General features: G+C 71.9%; 15 protein-coding genes. 4 read left to right on the forward strand and 11 right to left on the reverse strand.

Annotation, left to right across the window (positions count from 1 at the left end; all coding sequences use genetic code 11):
* Nucleotides 1-5 precede the first annotated feature (5 nt).
* Both AC067N_RS08220 and AC067N_RS08225 read left to right on the forward strand, forming a co-directional pair.
* Entirely contained in the window at nucleotides 6-923 is a 918-nt protein-coding gene (locus tag AC067N_RS08220; protein WP_478678076.1) for a carbohydrate ABC transporter permease, read from the forward strand.
* 127 nt (nucleotides 924-1,050) lie between these two features.
* Nucleotides 1,051-2,484: a GH1 family beta-glucosidase gene (locus tag AC067N_RS08225; protein ID WP_478678077.1), complete on the forward strand. Its 1,434-nt coding sequence runs from the start codon at nucleotides 1,051-1,053 to the stop codon at nucleotides 2,482-2,484.
* A gap of 138 nt (nucleotides 2,485-2,622) precedes the next feature.
* Here AC067N_RS08225 and AC067N_RS08230 read toward each other — a convergent pair whose 3' ends face one another.
* From AC067N_RS08230 to AC067N_RS08270, 9 genes are all read right to left on the reverse strand, one after another.
* Nucleotides 2,623-3,042 carry a PIN domain-containing protein gene (locus AC067N_RS08230; RefSeq protein ID WP_478678078.1) on the reverse strand — a complete coding sequence of 140 codons (420 nt, stop codon included), beginning with the start codon at nucleotides 3,040-3,042 and terminating at the stop codon, nucleotides 2,623-2,625.
* A complete protein-coding gene (locus tag AC067N_RS08235) occupies nucleotides 3,039-3,248 on the reverse strand; it encodes a type II toxin-antitoxin system VapB family antitoxin (protein ID WP_468499316.1) in 210 nt (69 codons plus the stop codon). The genes AC067N_RS08230 and AC067N_RS08235 overlap by 4 nt, the downstream gene beginning before the upstream one ends.
* A gap of 126 nt (nucleotides 3,249-3,374) precedes the next feature.
* On the reverse strand, nucleotides 3,375-5,387 hold the full coding sequence (locus AC067N_RS08240) for a beta-galactosidase (RefSeq protein ID WP_478678079.1): 2,013 nt from the start codon (nucleotides 5,385-5,387) through the stop codon (nucleotides 3,375-3,377).
* Between the two features lie 34 nt (nucleotides 5,388-5,421).
* Nucleotides 5,422-6,315 carry a carbohydrate ABC transporter permease gene (locus tag AC067N_RS08245; protein ID WP_478678080.1) on the reverse strand — a complete coding sequence of 298 codons (894 nt, stop codon included), beginning with the start codon at nucleotides 6,313-6,315 and terminating at the stop codon, nucleotides 5,422-5,424.
* Nucleotides 6,312-7,295 carry a carbohydrate ABC transporter permease gene (locus AC067N_RS08250; RefSeq protein WP_478678081.1) on the reverse strand — a complete coding sequence of 328 codons (984 nt, stop codon included), beginning with the start codon at nucleotides 7,293-7,295 and terminating at the stop codon, nucleotides 6,312-6,314. The genes AC067N_RS08245 and AC067N_RS08250 overlap by 4 nt, the downstream gene beginning before the upstream one ends.
* A gap of 122 nt (nucleotides 7,296-7,417) precedes the next feature.
* Entirely contained in the window at nucleotides 7,418-8,728 is a 1,311-nt protein-coding gene (locus tag AC067N_RS08255; RefSeq protein ID WP_478678082.1) for an ABC transporter substrate-binding protein, read from the reverse strand.
* A gap of 355 nt (nucleotides 8,729-9,083) precedes the next feature.
* Nucleotides 9,084-10,304, reverse strand: coding sequence for an ABC transporter ATP-binding protein (locus tag AC067N_RS08260; protein WP_478678083.1), 1,221 nt, complete (start codon nucleotides 10,302-10,304; stop codon nucleotides 9,084-9,086).
* A complete protein-coding gene (locus AC067N_RS08265; RefSeq protein WP_478678084.1) occupies nucleotides 10,301-11,887 on the reverse strand; it encodes an ABC transporter permease in 1,587 nt (528 codons plus the stop codon). The genes AC067N_RS08260 and AC067N_RS08265 overlap by 4 nt, the downstream gene beginning before the upstream one ends.
* 6 nt (nucleotides 11,888-11,893) lie before the next feature.
* Nucleotides 11,894-12,946 carry an iron ABC transporter substrate-binding protein gene (locus tag AC067N_RS08270; RefSeq protein WP_478678085.1) on the reverse strand — a complete coding sequence of 351 codons (1,053 nt, stop codon included), beginning with the start codon at nucleotides 12,944-12,946 and terminating at the stop codon, nucleotides 11,894-11,896.
* A gap of 282 nt (nucleotides 12,947-13,228) precedes the next feature.
* Here AC067N_RS08270 and AC067N_RS08275 point away from each other — a divergent pair, with 282 nt between their 5' ends.
* A complete protein-coding gene (locus tag AC067N_RS08275; protein ID WP_478678300.1) occupies nucleotides 13,229-16,039 on the forward strand; it encodes a non-ribosomal peptide synthetase in 2,811 nt (936 codons plus the stop codon).
* Here the strand turns inward: AC067N_RS08275 and AC067N_RS08280 are convergent.
* Nucleotides 16,032-17,429, reverse strand: a complete 1,398-nt coding sequence (locus tag AC067N_RS08280; RefSeq protein ID WP_478678086.1) for a sensor histidine kinase — start codon at nucleotides 17,427-17,429, stop codon at nucleotides 16,032-16,034. The two genes, AC067N_RS08275 and AC067N_RS08280, sit on opposite strands and share 8 nt — an antisense overlap.
* Nucleotides 17,426-18,130 carry a response regulator transcription factor gene (locus AC067N_RS08285; protein WP_478678087.1) on the reverse strand — a complete coding sequence of 235 codons (705 nt, stop codon included), beginning with the start codon at nucleotides 18,128-18,130 and terminating at the stop codon, nucleotides 17,426-17,428. The genes AC067N_RS08280 and AC067N_RS08285 overlap by 4 nt, the downstream gene beginning before the upstream one ends.
* A gap of 145 nt (nucleotides 18,131-18,275) precedes the next feature.
* Between AC067N_RS08285 and AC067N_RS08290 the strand changes: the two genes are divergently transcribed.
* The gene (locus tag AC067N_RS08290; RefSeq protein WP_478678088.1) at nucleotides 18,276-18,830 is read left to right on the forward strand and encodes a hypothetical protein; all 555 of its coding nucleotides are present in this window, start codon (nucleotides 18,276-18,278) and stop codon (nucleotides 18,828-18,830) included.
* Nucleotides 18,831-18,838 lie beyond the last annotated feature (8 nt).

Here is an 18,838-nt window from a genome sequence, read left to right on the forward strand (position 1 = left end):
CGGCCGTGACGACGACAATCACCAAACCCCCGGCCGACGCGGCGCCCGAGCCGCCGGAGAACGGCAGGCGCAGGCGCGGACCGAAGGCGGCGCGGGCGGGCGGTCAGCACCACGCCGGGCCGGTCGCCTACATCATCCTCATCGCGTTCACCCTGATCTCGCTGTTCCCGCTGTTCTGGACGGCGGTCGCCGCCTCCCGGGACAACGCGCGGCTGGCGGAGACCCCGCCGCCGTTCTGGTTCGGCGCGAACCTCTTCGACAAGATCGAAGTGGCCTGGAAGGACGCCAACCTGGGCGAGGCGTTCCTCAACACCACGATCGTGGCGGGCGTCTCCTCGCTGACCATCGTCTTCCTGTCGACGATCGCCGGGTTCGCCTTCGCCAAGCTGAAGTTCAAGGGCCGCGGCGCGCTGATGCTGATCGTGATCGGCACGATGATGGTGCCGCCGCAGCTCCAGGTGATCCCGCTGTACATGATGGTCGCCAAGCTCGACTGGACGGACCAGCTCCAGGCGGTCATCCTGCCGTCGCTGGTGAGCGCGTTCGGTGTGTTCTTCATGCGGCAGTACCTGCTCCAGGCCCTGCCCGACGAGATCATCGAGGCGGCCCGCGTCGACGGCGCGAGCAGCTGGCGGGTGGTCTGGCACGTCGTCTTCCCCGCCGCGCGGCCCGCGATGGCCGTGCTGGGCATGCTGATGTTCGTCCAGACCTGGAACGACTTCCTCTGGCCGTTCCTCGTGCTGACCCAGCTGGGCAACCCGACCGTGCAGGTCGCGGTCGCCGGTCTGGGCCGCGGCTACACCCCCGACCAGGCCCTGATCATGGCGGGCGCGCTGCTCAGCACGCTGCCGCTGCTCCTGGTCTTCGCGATCTTCGGCAAGCAGATCGTCGGGGGCATCATGCAGGGCGCGGTGAAGGGCTGACCCCCCGCGTCATCCGTTCGTGTCCGTGGGGGCCGGGCCACCGCCGCCCCGGCCCCTTCCTCCCCTCCGATCCACCTTCCCCCCACCCACATCGTCGGTCTGATCGACCACCAATGGGAGCGCTTCCATGCCTGAGCCCACGACGCCAGTGACCTTTCCTCCCGCCTTCCTCTGGGGCGCGGCGACGTCCGCGTACCAGATCGAGGGGGCGGTGCGGGAGGACGGCCGCACGCCCTCCATCTGGGACACCTTCAGCCACACCCCGGGCAAGACGGCCGGTGGCGAGAACGGTGACATCGCTGTCGACCACTACCACCGCTACCGCGACGACGTGGCGCTGATGGCGGACCTGGGCCTCTCGTCGTACCGCTTCTCGATCTCCTGGTCGCGGGTGCAGCCGACGGGCCGGGGCCCGGCGATCCAGCGTGGCCTGGACTTCTACCGCAGGCTGGTGGACGAACTGCTGGCGAAGAACATCAAGCCGGCCGTCACGCTCTACCACTGGGACCTGCCCCAGGAGCTGGAGGACGCGGGCGGCTGGCCGGAGCGCGAGACCGCGTACCGCTTCGCCGAGTACGCGCGGATCGTGGGCGAGGCGCTCGGTGACCGGGTCGAGCAGTGGATCACGCTGAACGAGCCGTGGTGCAGCGCGTTCCTGGGGTACGGCTCCGGGGTGCACGCGCCGGGCCGTACGGACCCGGTGGCGTCGCTGCGCGCGGCCCACCACCTGAACCTGGCGCACGGTCTCGGCACGGTGGCGCTGCGCTCGGTGATGCCGGCGCGCAACTCGGTTGCGGTGAGCCTGAACTCGTCGGTCGTCCGGCCCCTGTCGAACACCCCGGAGGACCTGGCGGCGGTCCGGAAGATCGACGACCTGGCGAACGGGGTCTTCCACGGGCCGATGCTGCACGGGGCGTACCCGGAGTCGCTGTTCGCGGCGACGTCGCAGCTGACGGACTGGGCGTTCGTGCAGGACGGCGACGTGGCGACGGCCCACCAGCCGCTGGACGCGCTGGGGCTGAACTACTACACGCCCACGCTGGTGGGCGCGGCGTCGGCGGACATGGCCGGGCCGCGGGCGGACGGCCACGGCACGAGCGACCACTCGCCCTGGCCGGGCGCGGACGACGTGCTGTTCCACCAGACGCCGGGCGAGCGTACGGAGATGGGCTGGACCATCGACCCGTCCGGCCTGCACGAGCTGATCATGCGGTACACCCGTGAGGCGCCCGGACTGCCGCTGTACGTCACGGAGAACGGCGCGGCCTACGACGACAAGATGGACGCGGACGGCCGCGTCCACGACCCCGAGCGCATCGCCTACCTCCACGGCCACCTGCGCGCCGTGCGCCGCGCCATCGCCGAGGGCGCGGACGTCCGCGGCTACTACCTGTGGTCCCTCCTGGACAACTTCGAGTGGGCCTACGGCTACGGCAAGCGCTTCGGCGCGGTCTACGTCGACTACGCGACGCTCACCCGCACGCCCAAGTCCAGCGCGCTCTGGTACTCCCAGGCGGCGAAGACGGGCGCCCTCCCGCCGCTGGCGGCACCCACGGCGTAACACCGACACCGGGGGCCGCGAAGCCCCCGGCCACGAACGGAGGGCAGGGGAAACCCTCCGGGGGGAACGGGGGCAAGGGGCGCGGTGCCATTAGGGGAGCACCGCGCCCCTCGGGGTTGTCACGTTTCACCAGGGCTTTCAGAGACTGCCCGGCGCCGCGAGCCACTGCGTCGGCTGACCGGTGACCGAGGCGATCGTCTCGAAGTCGTGGTCGTAGTGGAGCATCGTCAGGCCCTGTAGCTCGGCGGTCGCGGCCACGAGCAGATCCCCCGCGCCCGCACTGCGGTGCCGCCCCTTCTCGGTGAGCTCCCGCTGCACGTCCCACGCGCGCGTGACGGCCCGCTCGTCCAGGGGCGTCCAGCCGAACAGCGCGTCGAGATCGTGGACCAGTTCCGCCCGGTCCTCCGCGTTCTTCGCGCTGTAGAGGAACTCGACCTCGGCGAGGGGGCAGCGCGCGATCAGCCCTTCCTCCAGGGGCCTCTCCCAGACGGAACGGGCCGGGCGCCTCAGGATGCGGACCAGGGCGCTGGTGTCGATGAGGTAGGAGGCGGTGCTCACCGACGGTACGTCTCCTTGTCCAACAGCACGTCGAAGTCACCCGCGTCCGCCTTCGCCGCCAGCCGGGCCAGTGCGAGCGCCCGCTTCTTGCGTTCCACACCGTCCCTGAGCGCCGCGTTGACGGTGTCCTTCTTCGTCCTGGTCCCGAACGCTATGGCGGCCTCCGCCAGCAGATCCTCATCGATGTCGATCAGTGTCTTGGCCACGGGGAACCTCCTGGATATCCAAAAGATGAATCAGTATATCCGTAGAGGGAAGAAAACGCCGGGCGCCCGCACGGGCACCGACTCCGAAGTCGTGCTCGTACGGGCGCCCCAAGCAGGTCGCCACCGTCAGCGCGGTTCCCGTACCACCGCCACATCCCCCGCCGCCAGCTTCAGTGAGCCGGTGGGGACGGGGCTGCCCGTCAGGAGGTCGACGGCGTTCGGGGCCACCTCCACCTCGGCCTCCGCCTCCCCGTGGTTGATCAGGAAGACGTAGTCGGCCTCGGGGCCGCGGCGCAGGGCCGCCTCGACCGTGCTCGGGGTCGTGCGGACCGGGCGGACGCCCGCCTCCTCGCGGATGCGGTCCAGCAGGGACGCGAGGGCCGCCGGGTCGGGGCGGGTCGCCACGTACCAGGTCGTGCCCGTGCCGTACGTGTGGCGGGTCACCGCCGGGACCCCGGCCAGCGGGCCGGAGGCGAACGTGGCGACCGGCTCGGCGCCCCGCAGGGCGACCCGCTCGGACCACAGGGCACCCCGGGCGCCCTCGCCCAGGCCGGTCAGCTCGACCGACTCGTCCGGCAGCAGCGGGAAGACCTCGTCCGTGTGGACGCCCAGCGCCTCACGGAACGCCCCCGGGTAGCCGCCGAGGCGGATGTGGCAGTTCTCGTCGACCGCCCCGCTGTGGAACCCGACGGCCAGCGTGCCGCCCCGCTCCGCGAAGCCGGTGAGGTTCGCCGCGCCCTCGTCGTCCACCAGGTACAGGCTCGGCGCGAGCACGAGCTTGTACGCCGACAGGTCCGCGTCGGGGCGGACGAAGTCCACCGCCACGCCGGAGCGCCACAGCGGCTCGTACCAGGCCCGCACCAGGTCCTGGAATCGCAGCTCACCGCTCGGCTGGGAGGGGAGTTCGACGGCCCACCACGCGTCCCAGTCCCAGACGACCGCCACCTCGGCCGTGCCGGTGCTGCCGCGTACCTCCGCCAGCGCCTTCAGGTCCGCGCCCAGTCCGACCACGTCCCGCCAGATCCGGCTGTCGGTGCCCGCGTGCGGGAGCATCGCCGAGTGCCACTGCTCGGCGCCCGCCTTGGCGGCCCGCCACTGGAAGTAGGCGATGCCGTCGGCGCCGCGCGCCACATGGGAGAGCGCGTTGCGGCGCAGCTCGCCCGCCGTCTTGGCGCGGTTGACCGGCTGCCAGTTGACCGCGCCCGTGGAGTGCTCCATCAGCAGCCAGGGGCGGCCGCCCGCGAGCGAGCGGACCAGGTCGCCGCTGAGCGCGATGTCGATCTCCGACTCGGGGTCCGTGGACTGGAGGTAGTGGTCGTTGGAGACGATGTCCAGCTCGGGGGCCCAGCGCCAGTAGTCCAGCTTGTCGAAGTTGTACATCACCATGAAGTTGGTGGTGGCGGGCACCTCGGGGGCCGCGCCCCGCAGTACCTCGCGCTCCGCCTTCAGCAGGGACAGCAGCGCGTCGCTGCAGAAGCGGCGCCAGTCCAGCTGGTGCGTCGGGTTGGGCACGGCACCGGTGGCGCGGGGCGGGATGATCTCGTCCCAGTCGTAGTACCACTGGCTCCAGAACGTCGTGCCCCAGGCGTCGTTCAGCGCCGCCAGGTCGTCGCCGTACTTCTCGCGCAGCCAGACGCGGAACGCGGCCGCGCTCGTGTCGCAGTAGCACTCGCCGTTGTGGCAGCCGTACTCGTTGTGGACGTGCCACATGACCACCGCCGGGTGGTCCGCGTAGCGGCGGGCCAGCTCGCCGGCCATCCGCAGGGCCGCCTCGCGGTACGCGGGGCTCGACGGGCAGAACGTCTGGCGGCTGCCGTACGACAGCGTGCGGCCGTCCTTGTCCACCGGCAGCGCCTCCGGGTGGGCGCGGAAGAACCACGCCGGGGGCGCCGCCGTCGGGGTGGCCAGGTCGGCCGCGATGCCGTTCTCGTGGAGCAGGGCCAGGATGCGGTCCAGGCGGGAGAAGTCGTACTCGCCCTCGCGGGGCTCCAGCAGCGCCCACGAGAAGATGTTGACGCTCACCATGGTGACGCCGGCCTCGCGCATGAGGCGTACGTCCTCGTGCCAGACCTCCTCGGGCCACTGCTCGGGGTTGTAGTCGCCGCCGTACGCGATGCCGGGGACGTTCAGGGTGCTCATGGGTCGGGGAGTTCTCTTTCGAACGGGGCCGGTGTCAGCCCTTGTTGGCGCCGAGCGTCAGACCGCTGACGAACTGACGCTGGAGCGCGAAGTACACGACCAGCGTCGGGATGGCGGTGAGCAGGGCGCCGGCGGCGACCAGGTTCGGGTCGGTGAAGTACTGGCCGGAGAGGTTGTTCAGCGCCGAGGTGATCGGCATGTTCTCACCGGTGGAGATCAGCACCAGGGCCCAGAAGAAGTCGTTGTAGATCCAGATGGACAGCAACGTCGCCAGGGCGGCCATCGCGGGCTTGCACAGCGGCAGCACGATCTGCCAGTACAGGCGCCACACGGAGGCGCCGTCGACGAGCGCGGCCTCGGTCAGCTCGTGCGGCAGGGAGCGCATGTAGTTGCTCAGCACGAAGGCGCAGAAGCCGGACTGGAAGGCCACGTGGATGAGGACCAGACCGAGCGCGGAGTCGTAGAGCTTGCCGCTCATCGTGATGCCGGGGATGTCGATGAGCAGGTACAGGCGGTACAGCGGGGTGATGATGACCTGCTGCGGGAGCAGGTTGCCCGCGGTGAAGACCAGCAGCAGGAAGAGGTTGACGCGGAAGTCGAAGCGGCTGACGTAGAACGCGACCATCGACGACAGGAACAGCGTCAGCAGCACCGCGGGCACGGCGATGATCAGCGTGTTCACGAAGTAGTGCGTCATCTCCGACTGGGTGAACGCGTTCGTGAAGTTCTCGAGGCTGAGCTTGTCGGGCCAGGAGACATAGCCCTTCTCGCTGGTCTCGCCGTACGGGCGCATCGCCGCGTAGAGCGCCCACAGCAGGGGCGCCAGCCACGCCAGTGCCGCGCCGGCGAGGAAGACGTGCAGCAGGACCCGGGCGGGGCGGACGGGAGTGCGCTTCTTCAGAGCGCCGGTCGCGACGGTGGTGCTCATGCGCGCCGCTCCTTCCGGAAGGTCGCGATCAGGTAGGGGATGATCACGGCGAGGGAGATCACCAGCAGGACGACGGCGATGGCCGAGCCGTATCCGATCCGGCTGGACTCGCCGATGATGTTGTTGGTGACCAGGATCGACAGCAGCTCCGTGCCCTCGGCGCCCTTGTTGAAGACGAAGACGAGGTCGAAGGCGCGCAGGGCCTCGATGATGGTGACGACCAGGACGACCGTGTTCGTCGGGCGCAGCGTCGGGAAGATGACGTTCTTGAAGGTCTGCCACTCGTTGGCGCCGTCGAGGGCGGAGGCCTCCCGCAGGGACGGGTCGACGCTCTTCAGGCCTGCCAGGTACAGGATCATCATGTAGCCGGCGTGGCGCCAGGAGGCGGCGATGAGGATGGCCCAGAGGTTGAGGTCCGGGTCGCCGATCCAGTCGATGTAGTGGCCGGGCTTGTTGGCGCCGATGATGCTGTTGATCAGCCCCGTGTCGGGGTTGTAGACCAGCTGCCACACGAAGCCGATGACCGCGAGCGACATCACGACGGGCAGGAAGAACGCGGTCTGGTACACGCGGCTGAAGCGGATCTGCTTGTCCAGCTGCACCGCGAGGAACAGTCCCAGCGGCGTCGGGATCAGGATCAGCGCCACGAACCACACGATGTTGTGCTCGACGGCGGGCCAGAACTGCGGGTTGTTGGTGAACAGTTCCCTGAAGTTGTGCAGCCCGACCCACTTGATGGAGTCGAAGCCGATGCCGTCCCAGGTGGTGAAGGCCAGCGCGATCGAGGCCAGCGCGGTCACCCAGACGAGGGCGACGTGCAGGAACGTGGGCAGGCCCGCCATCAGGCCCAGCGTGACCCGGTCACGGCCGGTGAGCAGGCGCTTGTGCCCCTGGGGCACCTTGGTGGCCGCCTTCGCGGCAGGGGTGGAGCCCGGAGGCGGCGCGGGCGCTTCCGGGCTCTTGGTGGGTGAGGTCGTCATGTCTGTCGGTCATCCAGTCGTGAGGACGGTCTTGAGGACGGACGGTCCTGGGGGGCAGCCGCCCCGACGGCCGCCGGCGACCGCACAGGCGGTCGTGGGGCGGCCGTCGGGACGGTCGGCCGTCAGGACGCGAAGATCGTCTTCTTCTGGCGCTCGATCGACGAGAGCAGGCTGTCGACGCCCTTGGGGTCACGGATGAACTTCTGCAGCGACGGCTGCATGACCGTGGAGGTGAAGTCCGGGCGGCTGTCGCGGTCCATGAACTGCGTCAGGCTCTTCGCGCCGGAGATCATCTCGTACGCCTTCTTCTGCAGCGGCGTGTACGAGGAGGTGTCGGCCTTGGTGGAGGCGGCCACCACGTTCGGGTCGGCCTTGAGGTAGATCTCCTCCGCCTCGGGGGTGCCGAGGAACTCCAGGAGCTTGACCGCGCCGGCCTTGTTCTTCGGGCTCTTGCTCATCATGAAGCCGTCGGTCGGGGCCTCGACGGTGTCCTGGCCGTACGCCGGGTCGATCTCCGGGAAGGCGAAGAAGTCCAGGTCGTCCAGGTCGGCCTTGTTGGTGAACTGCTGGCCCACGAACGAGCCCAGCAGGTACATGCCCGCCTTCTTCGACACCAGCGTCTGCGCCGCGTCCTGCCAGGTGCGGCCGACCGCACCCTCCTGGTGGTACGGCAGCAGCTCGGTCCACAGGTCGAACGTCTTGCGGACCTTGGCGTCCGTCCAGGAGACCTTGCCCGCCATCAGCTCGACGTGGAAGTCGTAGCCGTTGGCACGGAAGTTGATCTGGTCGAAGGTGCCCATCGCCGGCCAGGCGTCCTTGTCACCGAAGGCGATCGGGACGAGGCCGTCCTTCTTCATCTGCTTGCACAGCGCGATGAGCTGGTCCCACGTGGTGGGAACCTCGTAGCCCTTCTCCTGGAAGACGCTCTTGCGGTAGAAGAGCGCCCAGGGGTACGTGTACAGCGGGACGAAGTAGGACTTGCCGTCCTCGCCCTGGCTCAGCTTCTTCATCGCCTCGGGGAAGTTCCCGCCGATCGTCTTCCAGACGTCGTCGATCGGGCTGGCCAGCCCCTTGGAGGCGAAGAACTGCATCCGGTAGCCCGCGAACCAGTGGAACACGTCGTCCGGCGTGCCCTGCAGGTAGGAGTTGATCTGCTCCTGGAACGTGTTGTGGTCCTTGGTGTTCACGTCGACCTTGATGCCGGACTTCTTGGCGAAGTCGGCGTAGATCTCCGCGAACGCCTTCTTCGGCACCGCGTCCGAGGCGTTGGAGCCGAGCGAGACGGTCTTCGAGTCAGTGGCCGAGCCGCCACTGCCGCCGCAGGCGCTGAGCAGCGGGATGCCCGCGCCGAGCGCCGCGGCCCCGCCTATGCCGCGCAGCACGGTGCGGCGGCTCGTACCGGGCACGGAGAGACCGGAAGGTGTGAGATGCATGAACGGCTCCCTGGGGACAAGGTTCGGTCATCAAGAGGCCCTCGCCGGCTACTGATCGAAATCAACCAGAAACCAACTTGACCGAACATGGTGGTCGCCATAACAGCCCTATGCCAGGTCGCGCGTCAAGCCTTCTTGTCCCCCTTTGTTGAAACGTAATCCCTGTTCGTCGAAACGTGACCGTCACACAGGTGAGCTTTCTCACTAGTTGCCATATACACATATTTGGGTGTGCGGGGACCGCACAGGACCCGTCACGGGCACGGTCCGGCACGGCTGTCCCACCCGGGCGATCCGGCACGGACGGCCCCCGCGCGAGCGGCCCGGCACGGACGGCCCCGCACGGACGGTTCGGTCAGCCGGCCGGGTGCAGGATCGCCTCTCCCGTGACACGCACGCCGGTGGTGTCGCCCGGCCGCACCGGCAGCGGGCCCGCGACGCGGATGCCGACCGGGGTCTCGTGGCCGTCGACGGCCACGGTGACCATGGCGTCGTGGCCGTAGAAGCACACGTCGGTGACCGTGCCCCGCACGGCGCCCTCTGCTGCCGGGGCGGTGAGCCGGAGCTGTTCCGGGCGGAGCAGCAGGGTGCCCGCGCCCGGCGGTCGCGCCGGAGCGGCGAGCGGGACGGTACCGAGCGGGGTGCGGGCCCTGCCGTCGCCGCCGACGGTGGCGGGCAGCAGCACCGCGTCGCCGACGAAGGCCGCGACCCAGGGGTCGGCCGGACGGCGGTAGAGGTCCTGCGGGGTGTCGCACTGGGCGACCCGGCCGTCCCGGACGACGGCGACGAGGTCGGCCGTGGAGAGGGCCTCCTGCTGGTCGTGGGTGACGAGGACGGCCGTGGCCCCGGTCGCCCGCAGCGCGGTCCGCACGTCGGCCCGTACGCCCGCTCTGAGGGCGCTGTCGAGGGCGTTGAACGGCTCGTCCAGCAGGACGAGCTGGGGCCGCGGCGCGAGGGCCCGGGCGAGGGCCACGCGCTGCTGCTGACCGCCGGAGAGTTCGTGCGGCATCCGGTCGCCGTATCCGGCGAGGCCGACGAGTTCCAGGAGTTCGCCGGTGCGGCGCCGCCGTTCGCCCCGGGGCAGCCCGGTCAGCCCGAAGGCCACGTTCCGGGCCACGCTCAGGTGGGGGAAGAGGGCGCCCTCCTGGGGCACGATCCCGATGCGGCGCCGCTCCGGCGGCACATGGACACCGGGCCCGGCCAGGGTCCGTCCGCCGAGCCGGACGGTGCCCGTGTCGGCCCGCAGGAACCCGGCGACGATCCGCAGGAGGGTGGTCTTGCCGCCTCCCGAGGGGCCGAGGACGGCCGCCAGCGCGCCCGACGGGACGGTGAGCCGGAGGTCGCGCAGGACGGGCTCGTGGCCGGCCCCGTAGGACTTCGTGAGTCCCTCCACGTGGAGCGCGTTGCCGTCCGGGGGCGCGTTGCCGTCCGGGTCGTCCGTGTGCGACGGGTTCGCGTGCGGCTCGTTTGCGCGGGTGTCCTTCACCGGCCGCTGTGACGGTTCTTGTTCGATCGTGTGCTCTTCGTCGGTGACGGACCCGTGCGTGCCCGGCGCGTTCGTGTGTGACTCGTTCATGATCGGTGCCTCCCCAGCAGGTACGAAGGCACGGCGGCCAACAGGATGAGCGCGGCGGCGTAGGGGGCGGCCGCCGCGAAGGAACCCGCTCCGGTCTCGGTCCAGAGGCGGGTGGCGAGCGTGTCCATGCCGGTGGGACGCAGGAGCAGGGTCGCCGGGAGTTCCTTCATGCAAACGACGAAGGTCAGCGCGGCCCCGGCGGCGACCCCGGGCGCGGCCAGCGGGACGGTGATCTCGCGGAGCACCTGCCAGGGCCGGCGGCCGAGCGAGCGGGCCACGTCCTCCAGGACGGGCGGGGCCTGGAGCACGGCGGCGCGGGTGGCGGCCACCGCGACCGGGAGGAAGAGGACGGCGTACGCGCACACCAGCAGCGGCAGCCGCTGGTAGAGCGGGTAGGCGTAGCGGACGGCGAAGAAGACCAGGGACAGGGCGACCGTGATGCCGGGGAGCGCGTGCCCCGCGTAGGCGGCCTGTTCCAGCAGCTGTGCCCCGCGCCCCCGGTGCCGGGCGGCGATCACGCCGACGGGCAGGGCGAGGAGCGTGGTGAGGGCGGCGCCCGCCGCGGCGACGCCGAGCGTGGCCCAGGCCGTCTCGGTGAGGCCGCCGAGGTCCCAGGTTGCGGAGGAGCCGACCGCGAGCCAGTAGCCCAGGGTGCCGAGCGGGAAGGCGACGGCCACGGCGACGACCGCGCCGCACCACAGCAGGGCGAGCGGCTTCCAGCGGCCGAGCGCCACGGGCGCCGCGGGGCGGGCGGTGCCGCCGCCGGTCCTGGCGTGCCCGGCCCGGCCGCGGGTCCGCGCCTCGGCGGCGACCAGGGCCACAGTCATCAGCACCAGGACGACGCTGAGCGCGGCGGCGGGGGTGCGGTCGAAGGAGGCCCGGTACGAGGTGTGGATGGCCCGGGTGAAGGTGTCGTACCGCATGAGCGAGACGGCGCCGAAGTCCGAGAGCACGTACAGCGCGACGAGCAGGGCCCCGCCCGCCGCCGCGGGACGCAGCTGCGGCAGGGTGACCCGGAGGAACGTGCGGAACGGACCGTGCCCGAGGGAGCGCGCGGCCTCCTCCTGCGCCGGGTCGATGCCCCTGAGCGCCGCCGCGACGGGCAGCAGCACATACGGGAAGCTGACCAGGGTCAGCGAAAGCGCGGCCCCGCCGAAACCGGCGAGGTCCGGTTCCGCCGACAGCCAGGTGAAGGCCGCGACATAGCTGGGCACGGCCAGCGGCAGCGTCGCGGCGACCGACCAGAAGCGGGCGCCAGGCAGCGCCGTACGCACCGTCAGCCAGGCCAGCGAGACACCGAGGACCACGCATGCCGCGACGACCACGGCGGTCAGGCCCAGGCTGCGCCCGAGGAGGTCCAGCGTCCGCTGGTCGGCGACGACCTCCCAGGCGAAGGCGGGGCCGCGTTCGAGCGCGCGGACGGCGAGGTAGCCGAGCGGGAGCAGGGCGAAGAGGGCGGCAACGCAGGCGGGGACCAGGAGGACCAGCGGCGGCCTGCGTTCCGCCCCGCGTCCGGCGAAGCCGGCCGCCTCCGCCGGACGGGGGGCGGCCTGCGTGCGCGAGGCGGTCTGCGAGGGGTTCACGGACGGTCAGACCAGCCCGACGTCCTGGAGCATCGCCAGGGTCTCCTGGAGGGACTCCAGCTTGCCGAGGTCGATGTCGGGCGACTGGAGCGACTCGAACGGCGGCAGCCCCTCGACGGAGCTGGTGACGCCCGCGGCCAGCGGGTACTCCTTCGTCGTGTCCGCGAAGTAGGTCTGCGCCTCCTTGGACAGCAGGTAGTCCACGGCCTTCCGCGCGGTCGCGGTCTGCTCGGAGTCGGCGGCGAGGACACCGGCGCCGGCCACGTTGATGAGCGAGCCGGGGTCCTTGCCGGGCAGGAAGTGCAGCTTGGCGTCGACGCCGTCCTCGCCCTTCTCGGCGACCCGCTCGTACCAGTAGTAGTGGTTGACGAGGCCCAGGGAGACCTCGCCGGCCTCCACTGCGTCGAGGGTGGCGAGGTTGTTGGTGTAGGTCTTGGCCCCGTTGGCCTTGAGGTCCTCCAGCCACTTCCGGGCCGCGTCGTCGCCCTCCAGGACGCGCATCCCGGTGACGAACGCCTGGAAGGAGGCGTTGGTGGGCGCGAAGCCGACCCTGCCCTTCCACTCGGGCTTCACCACGTCGTGGACACTGTCCGGGACCTCGTCCGCGCTCACCCGGTCCGGGTTGTACGCGATGACACGGACGCGCCCCGACAGGCCGACCCAGTCACCCTCGCCGCTCCGGTAGGCCTTGTCGACCTTGTCGAGGGTGGCCTGCGGCAGCTTCGCCAGCATGCCCTCACGGGAGAGCGCGCCGAGCGCGCCGGCGTCCTGGGAGAAGAACAGCCCGGCCTTGGTGCGGTCGCCCTCCTCCAGGATCTGCGCCGCCAGCTCGGCGCTGTCGCCGTAGCGCACCTCGACATCGGCGCCCACGGCCTTCTCCAGCTTGTCCAGGATCGGCTTGACCAGCTTCTCGTTGCGACCGGAGTAGATGACGAGGGTGTCGCCCCCGTCACCCGACCCGCCCCCGTCCTTGCCGTCGGAGCCGCAGGCGGCGAGGGCGGGAAGCAGCAGACCGGCCGCGACGAGCACGAAGATCCGGCTACCCAGAGGGCGTCGCATATGTATGCCTTTCCTGCGCGACTCGCCGATGTACCGCCCACCGCGGCCTCGGTCGGCGAGGGCGAACTGACGCTTTTTGGCCAACTGTGAACATGCTATGAATAAGGTAAAGCTTGCCTAAGCGTCAAGGGGCGTGTGCTTCCCGCGGACGCTGATCCGGAAAGGCCGCGCCCCGTGATCCACTCCTCCGGCCCCGTCCGGGCCCCGTCCGTCGCCCTGCCCTCCCGTACCGCCCCGGCCGCCCCGGTCCTGCTCCCGGGGCCGCAGCTGCGGCCGCGCGGGGTGCCCTTCGCCCGCGGCCTAGCCGCCCACGGCGACCGTGTCGCCCTGCACACCCCGACCGGTGCGGTCACCTACCGCGCCCTCGCCGAGCGCGTCGCCGCCACCGCCGAGCGACTCGGGCGCGTGCGGCGACTGGTGCTGGTGGCCGGGGCCAACCGCACCGAGGCGCTGGTCACCCATCTGGCCGCTCTCTCCGCCGGCCACCCCGTGCTGCTGGTGCCCGGCGACAGCGAGGACGGCATCGCGTCCCTCATCGCCGCGTACGCGCCCGACGTGGTGGCCCGCACCGGCGCCGACGGCGCCTGGACGCTCGACGAGCGCCACTGCGGCACCGCCCACACCCTCCACCCGGACCTCGCCCTCCTGCTGAGCACCTCGGGCTCGACGGGCTCACCCAAGCTCGTCCGGCTCTCGCACGAGAACGTGCAGGCCAACGCGGAGTCCATCGCCACGTACCTCGGCATCACCGACACCGACCGGGCGGCCACCACCCTCCCGATGCACTACTGCTACGGCCTGTCCGTCATCCACAGCCATCTGCTGCGCGGCGCCGGGCTGCTCCTCACGGAGCGGTCGGTCACCGAGGACGCCTTCTGGACCGAGTTCCGCGCCGCCCGCGCCACCTCGCTCGCCGGTGTGCCGTACACCTTCGACCTGCTCGACCGGATCGGCTTCGACCGGATGGAGCTGCCCCGACTGCGCCGGATCACCCAGGCCGGTGGCCGGCTCGCACCCGAGCGCGTCGCGCGCTACGCCGAGCTGGGGCGCCGTCGCGGCTGGGACCTGTTCGTCATGTACGGGCAGACCGAGGCCACGGCCAGGATGGCCTACCTGCCGCCCCACCTCGCGGCCACCCGGCCGGAGGCCGTCGGCATCCCCATCCCGGGCGGCTCCTTCCGCCTGCGCCCGCTCGACGACGACCACGCCCCCGGACCCGGCCACGCCCGGGACAGGAGCCCGGCCACGGACGAGGAGAGCCACGGACCCGAGGTGGGCGAGCTGGTGTACTCGGGCCCCAACGTGATGCTCGGCTACGCCGAGAGCCCCGCCGACCTCTCCCTCGGCCGCACCCTCACCGAACTCCACACCGGCGACCTCGCCCGGCGGGCCCCCGACGGCCTGTACGAGATCGTCGGCCGCCGCAGCCGCTTCGCGAAGATCCTCGGCCTGCGCATCGACCCGCAGCGCGTCGAGGCAGTGCTGGAGCGACACGGCGTGAAGGCGTACTGCGCGGGCGACGGCGACGAGTTGGCGATCACCGCGGCCGGAACCGCCGCCGACGAACCCCGCCTGCGGCGCCTGGCAGCGGCCTCCTGCGGCCTCCCGCCCCGAGCGGTGCGCCTGCGCGCGCTCCCCGAGGCGGACCTCCCCCGCCTGCCCACCGGCAAGCCCGACTACGCGGCCGTCCGCAGCCTGACCCGCCCGACCGCACCACCCTCCGCCACGGCACCTTCGCCGGACCCGACGGCGCCGCCCGCCACGCGGACCCCGCCGACGGCCTCGCCGACACCGACGGCCACGGCCACGGCCACGGCCACGGCAGTGACCGCACACCCCCCGCTCGGCGGGCGCACCGCGAGCACCGGGGACACCCCGGCCGACGAGCACCCCTCAGCCGGCCGGCCCGCGGCACGCGACCGGCACTGCACGGCCGAACTGCGCGCCCTCTACGGGGAGATCCTCGACCGCACCGACGTCACCGACGACAGCACCTTCGTCGGCCTGGGCGGCGACTCCCTCTGCTACGTCGAGATGTCGCTGCGCCTGGAAGAGGCTCTCGGCGCCCTCCCGTCCGACTGGCACACCCTCCCGATCCGCGACCTGGCCCCAGGGGCGGCCTCGGCCCCGACCCGGACCGAGATGCGGCCCGCCGCCAACCGCGGCGGCATACGCCGCACCCTGGAGACCGGCATCGCCCTGCGCGCCGTCGGCATCGTCCTGATCGTCGGCTCGCACATCCAGCTCTTCACCCTCCAGGGCGCCGCCCACATCCTCATCGGTGTCGCGGGCCACAACTTCGCCCGCTTCCACCTCACCGAAGCCGAACACCGGGTGCGAGTGCGGCACCTGTGGCGCAGCATCGCCCGGATCGCCCTGCCGAGCGCGGCGTGGATCACCGCGGCGGTCCTCGCGACCGGCCTCTACGACCCCGCGAACGCCCTCCTCCTCAACAGCCTCGTCGACCAGGGACCCGAACGCCACGAGTGGCACTACTGGTTCATCGAGGCACTGCTCTACTTCCTGGTCGCCCTCGCCCTGTTGCTGGCCTTCCCCCTGCTCGACCGTCTGGAGCGCCGGTACTCCTTCGGCGTCCCGCTCGCCCTGCTGGCCATCGGTCTCCTCGGACGCTACGACGTGGCGGACCTGGCACCCGCCCGCTTCCACCTCGGTCCCACGGTGGTCTTCTGGCTCTTCGCCCTGGGCTGGGCCGCGGCCCGCGCCACCACGGCCCGGCGGCGGGTGCTGCTGACCGCGGTCCTGCTGCTCGCCACGCCCGGCCTCTTCCAGCCGGACCAACAGCTGCGCACCGCCACGGTGATCACCGGCCTGACCCTGCTGATCTGGGTCCCGACCCTGCCCAGCCTCGCCCCCGTGAACCGCCTCGCCGGACTCCTCGCGAGCAGTTCCCTCTACATCTATCTGACCCACTTCCAGGTCTACCCGCGCCTCCAGCACGACTTCCCCGCCCTCGCTCTCCTCGCCTCCCTCGCCGTGGGCATCGCCTACGCGGCGGTGGCGACCCGGGCGACCCGCGCCATGCGCCGGCGTGAGCCCGCGGGCAGCCGCGCGCCCCGGAGCACGGCTACTTGAACACCGAGACCAACCCGGTCTGTCTGCGTCGCCGCACCGCCCCCCGGTGCCCCTTCCGGGCCGCCCCCTTGCGATCCTGGCCACCCAGCTGGATCCAGATCCGCACCTCGGTCCCGCCCAGCACCGACGAGCCGATGCGTACGTCGCCGCCCGTCGCCTCCGCGAGGCGGCGCACGATGTCGAGGCCGAGCCCGGTCGAGCCGTCGTGCCCGGAGCCGCGTCCGCGGGCCATGGCCGCCTCGGGGTCGGCTATGCCGGGGCCCGCGTCGGAGACGAGCACGATCACGGCGTCCTCGGCGTTGTGCACGTCGACGGCGAAGGCGGTGCCCTCCGGCGTGTGCCGGAAGACATTGCCGAGGAGGGCGTCGAGGGCGGCGGCGAGGTCGGCCCGGGCGACGGGTATGCGGACCGGCCGCTCGACCCCGGCCACCCGCCACTTGCGGCCCTCGTCCTCCGCGAGCGCCGACCAGAACGCCATCCGCTCCCGGACCACCTCCGCCGCGTCGCACCCGGCGCCCGGCCCGGCCGCCGCGGTCTGCGGCTTGGCCTCCCGCGCCGTACGGATGATGGTGTCGACCTCGCGCTCCAGCTGCTCCACCGCCGCCCGGGTCTGCTCGGCGGCCGGCCCGTCGCCCAGCGAGGCCGCGTTGAGCCGCAGCACGGTCAGCGGCGTCCGCAGCCGGTGCGACAGGTCGGCCGCCAGCTCCCGCTCGTTCGCCAGGAGTTGGACGACCTGGTCGGCCATCGCGTTGAACGCCACCGCCGCCAGCCGCAGCTCCTTCGGCCCCTCCTCGGGCACCCGCGCGCCCAACTGCCCCTCCCCCAGCTCGTGGGCGCTCTCCACCAGCCGCCGCGCGGGCCGGACCATCCGCACCCCGAGCCGGTCGGCCACCGCGACCGAGCCGACGATCAGGGCGAGGCCCACCCCGGCGAGCACCGCCCAGGCGGTGGCCACGCCGTTGCTCACCGCGGCCTCGGGGACGAAGACCTCGACGACCGCTATCTCACCCGAACCGAGCGCGGTGGGCTGGAGCAGCGTGGAGCCGCCCGCCACCTCGGTGGTGGACGCCCGGCCCAGCTCGCGCACGGTGGCGATGTCCTTGTCGGAGGCCCGCTGCCTGCCGAGGTCGAGCGCGGCGGTCCGGTCGCCGCCCGCCGGGATGTGGACCGCGAGCCCGTCGTCCGCGCCCGCCGATGCGACGACCCGCTCCAACTGCTCGCGGTCGTCGGTGATGGACAGGGCCGGGGCGATGGCCGCCGCCTCCCGCTCGGCGCCCGAGAAGGCACGGTCGCGGGCCATCTCCTTGATGACCAGTCCGAGCGGCACCGCGAAGGCGACCACGACCATCGTGGTCACCGCCACGCACACCTTGACCAGCGCCCACCTCATGGCAGCACCGCCGGCCCCGGCGGCTCCAGCTTCACCCCGACGCCCCGCAAGGTGTGCAGATAACGCGGCTGCGCCGCGGTCTCCCCCAGCTTCCGCCGCAGCCAGGACAGATGGACGTCTATCGTCTGGTCGTCCCCGTACGACTGCTGCCACACCTCGGCGAGCAGTTCCTTGCGGGGGACGACCACGCCGGGCCGGCCGGCGAGGAACGCGAGGAGGTCGAACTCGCGTCGCGTCAGGTCGAGTCGTACGCCGTCCAGCTCGGCCTGGCGGCGCAGCGGGTCGATGGCGAGACCGCCGACGCGGATGGACGTGGACGGAGGCGGCTCCCCCACCGGGCCGCGCGCGCGGCGCAGCACCGCGGCCATCCGGGCGGACAGGTGATCGACCGAGAACGGCTTGGTCAGATAGTCGTCCGCGCCCGCGTTGAGCAGGCGGACGATCTCCGTCTCGTCGTCCCGCGCGGTGGCGACGATCACCGGCACATCGGTGATCCCGCGCAGCATCTTCAGCGCCTCGGAGCCGTCCAGATCGGGCAGCCCCAGGTCGAGGACGACCACGTCGAAACGGTGATGGGCGACCTCGCGCAGCGCCTCCAGGGCCGTACCGACGCTGCGCACGGTGTGTGCGGCGTCGGTCAGATGCCTGATCAGCGCCGAGCGTACGAACTGGTCGTCCTCGACCACGAGCACACTTGCCATGCGCCGCACCGTACGCCATCGGAGCGAGGCCGGTCGGGGCCTGTGGACAACTTGTCCACACCCTCCGCACACGCGGCCGCCACAGGCCCTCCACGCACCGGGCGGGCCCCGGCACCCACGACACGGGCGGGACTCGTGGTGCAGGATGGCCGCGATGCGCAGAGGACTCCTACACGTACTGGCCTGGCTGCTCGCCACGGGCGCGGCGGTCACGCTGTCGTGGTGGGGTGTCCACACGGTGATGGCCGGCACCGCCTACGACCCGCCCCGCGCCCTGCCCATCACCGCCGCCGGCGCGAAGGACCGGGAAGAGCCCGCGGAGGTCTCCGACACGGCCCGCCCGGACGCCCCCTCCCCCGGTGCCGGCCGGCCCGAGCGGGAGGGGAGCCCGGGCAGCGGCACCGGCAACGCCTCTCCGGCCCCGTCGAAGTCCCCGCGTACCGGCCCGAGTCCGGGCACCGGCCCGTCCGGCGACTCCGGCCGGGTCAAGGCGTACGACACCGAGGGCGGCCGGGTGGTCCTCTCGCTGACGAAGACGTACGCGACCCTCGTCTCGGCGACGCCCGGCTCGGGCTGGTCGATGCAGGTGTGGAAGACGGAGGCCTGGATCAGGGTCGACTTCGCCGCCGGTTCCGACCGGGTGTCGGTGTTCTGCACCTGGCACGACAGCGCGCCCCGCGTGGACGTCCAGAACTTCTGACCGCCGTC

It is taken from the genome of Streptomyces sp. NPDC042364 (assembly GCF_056437585.1).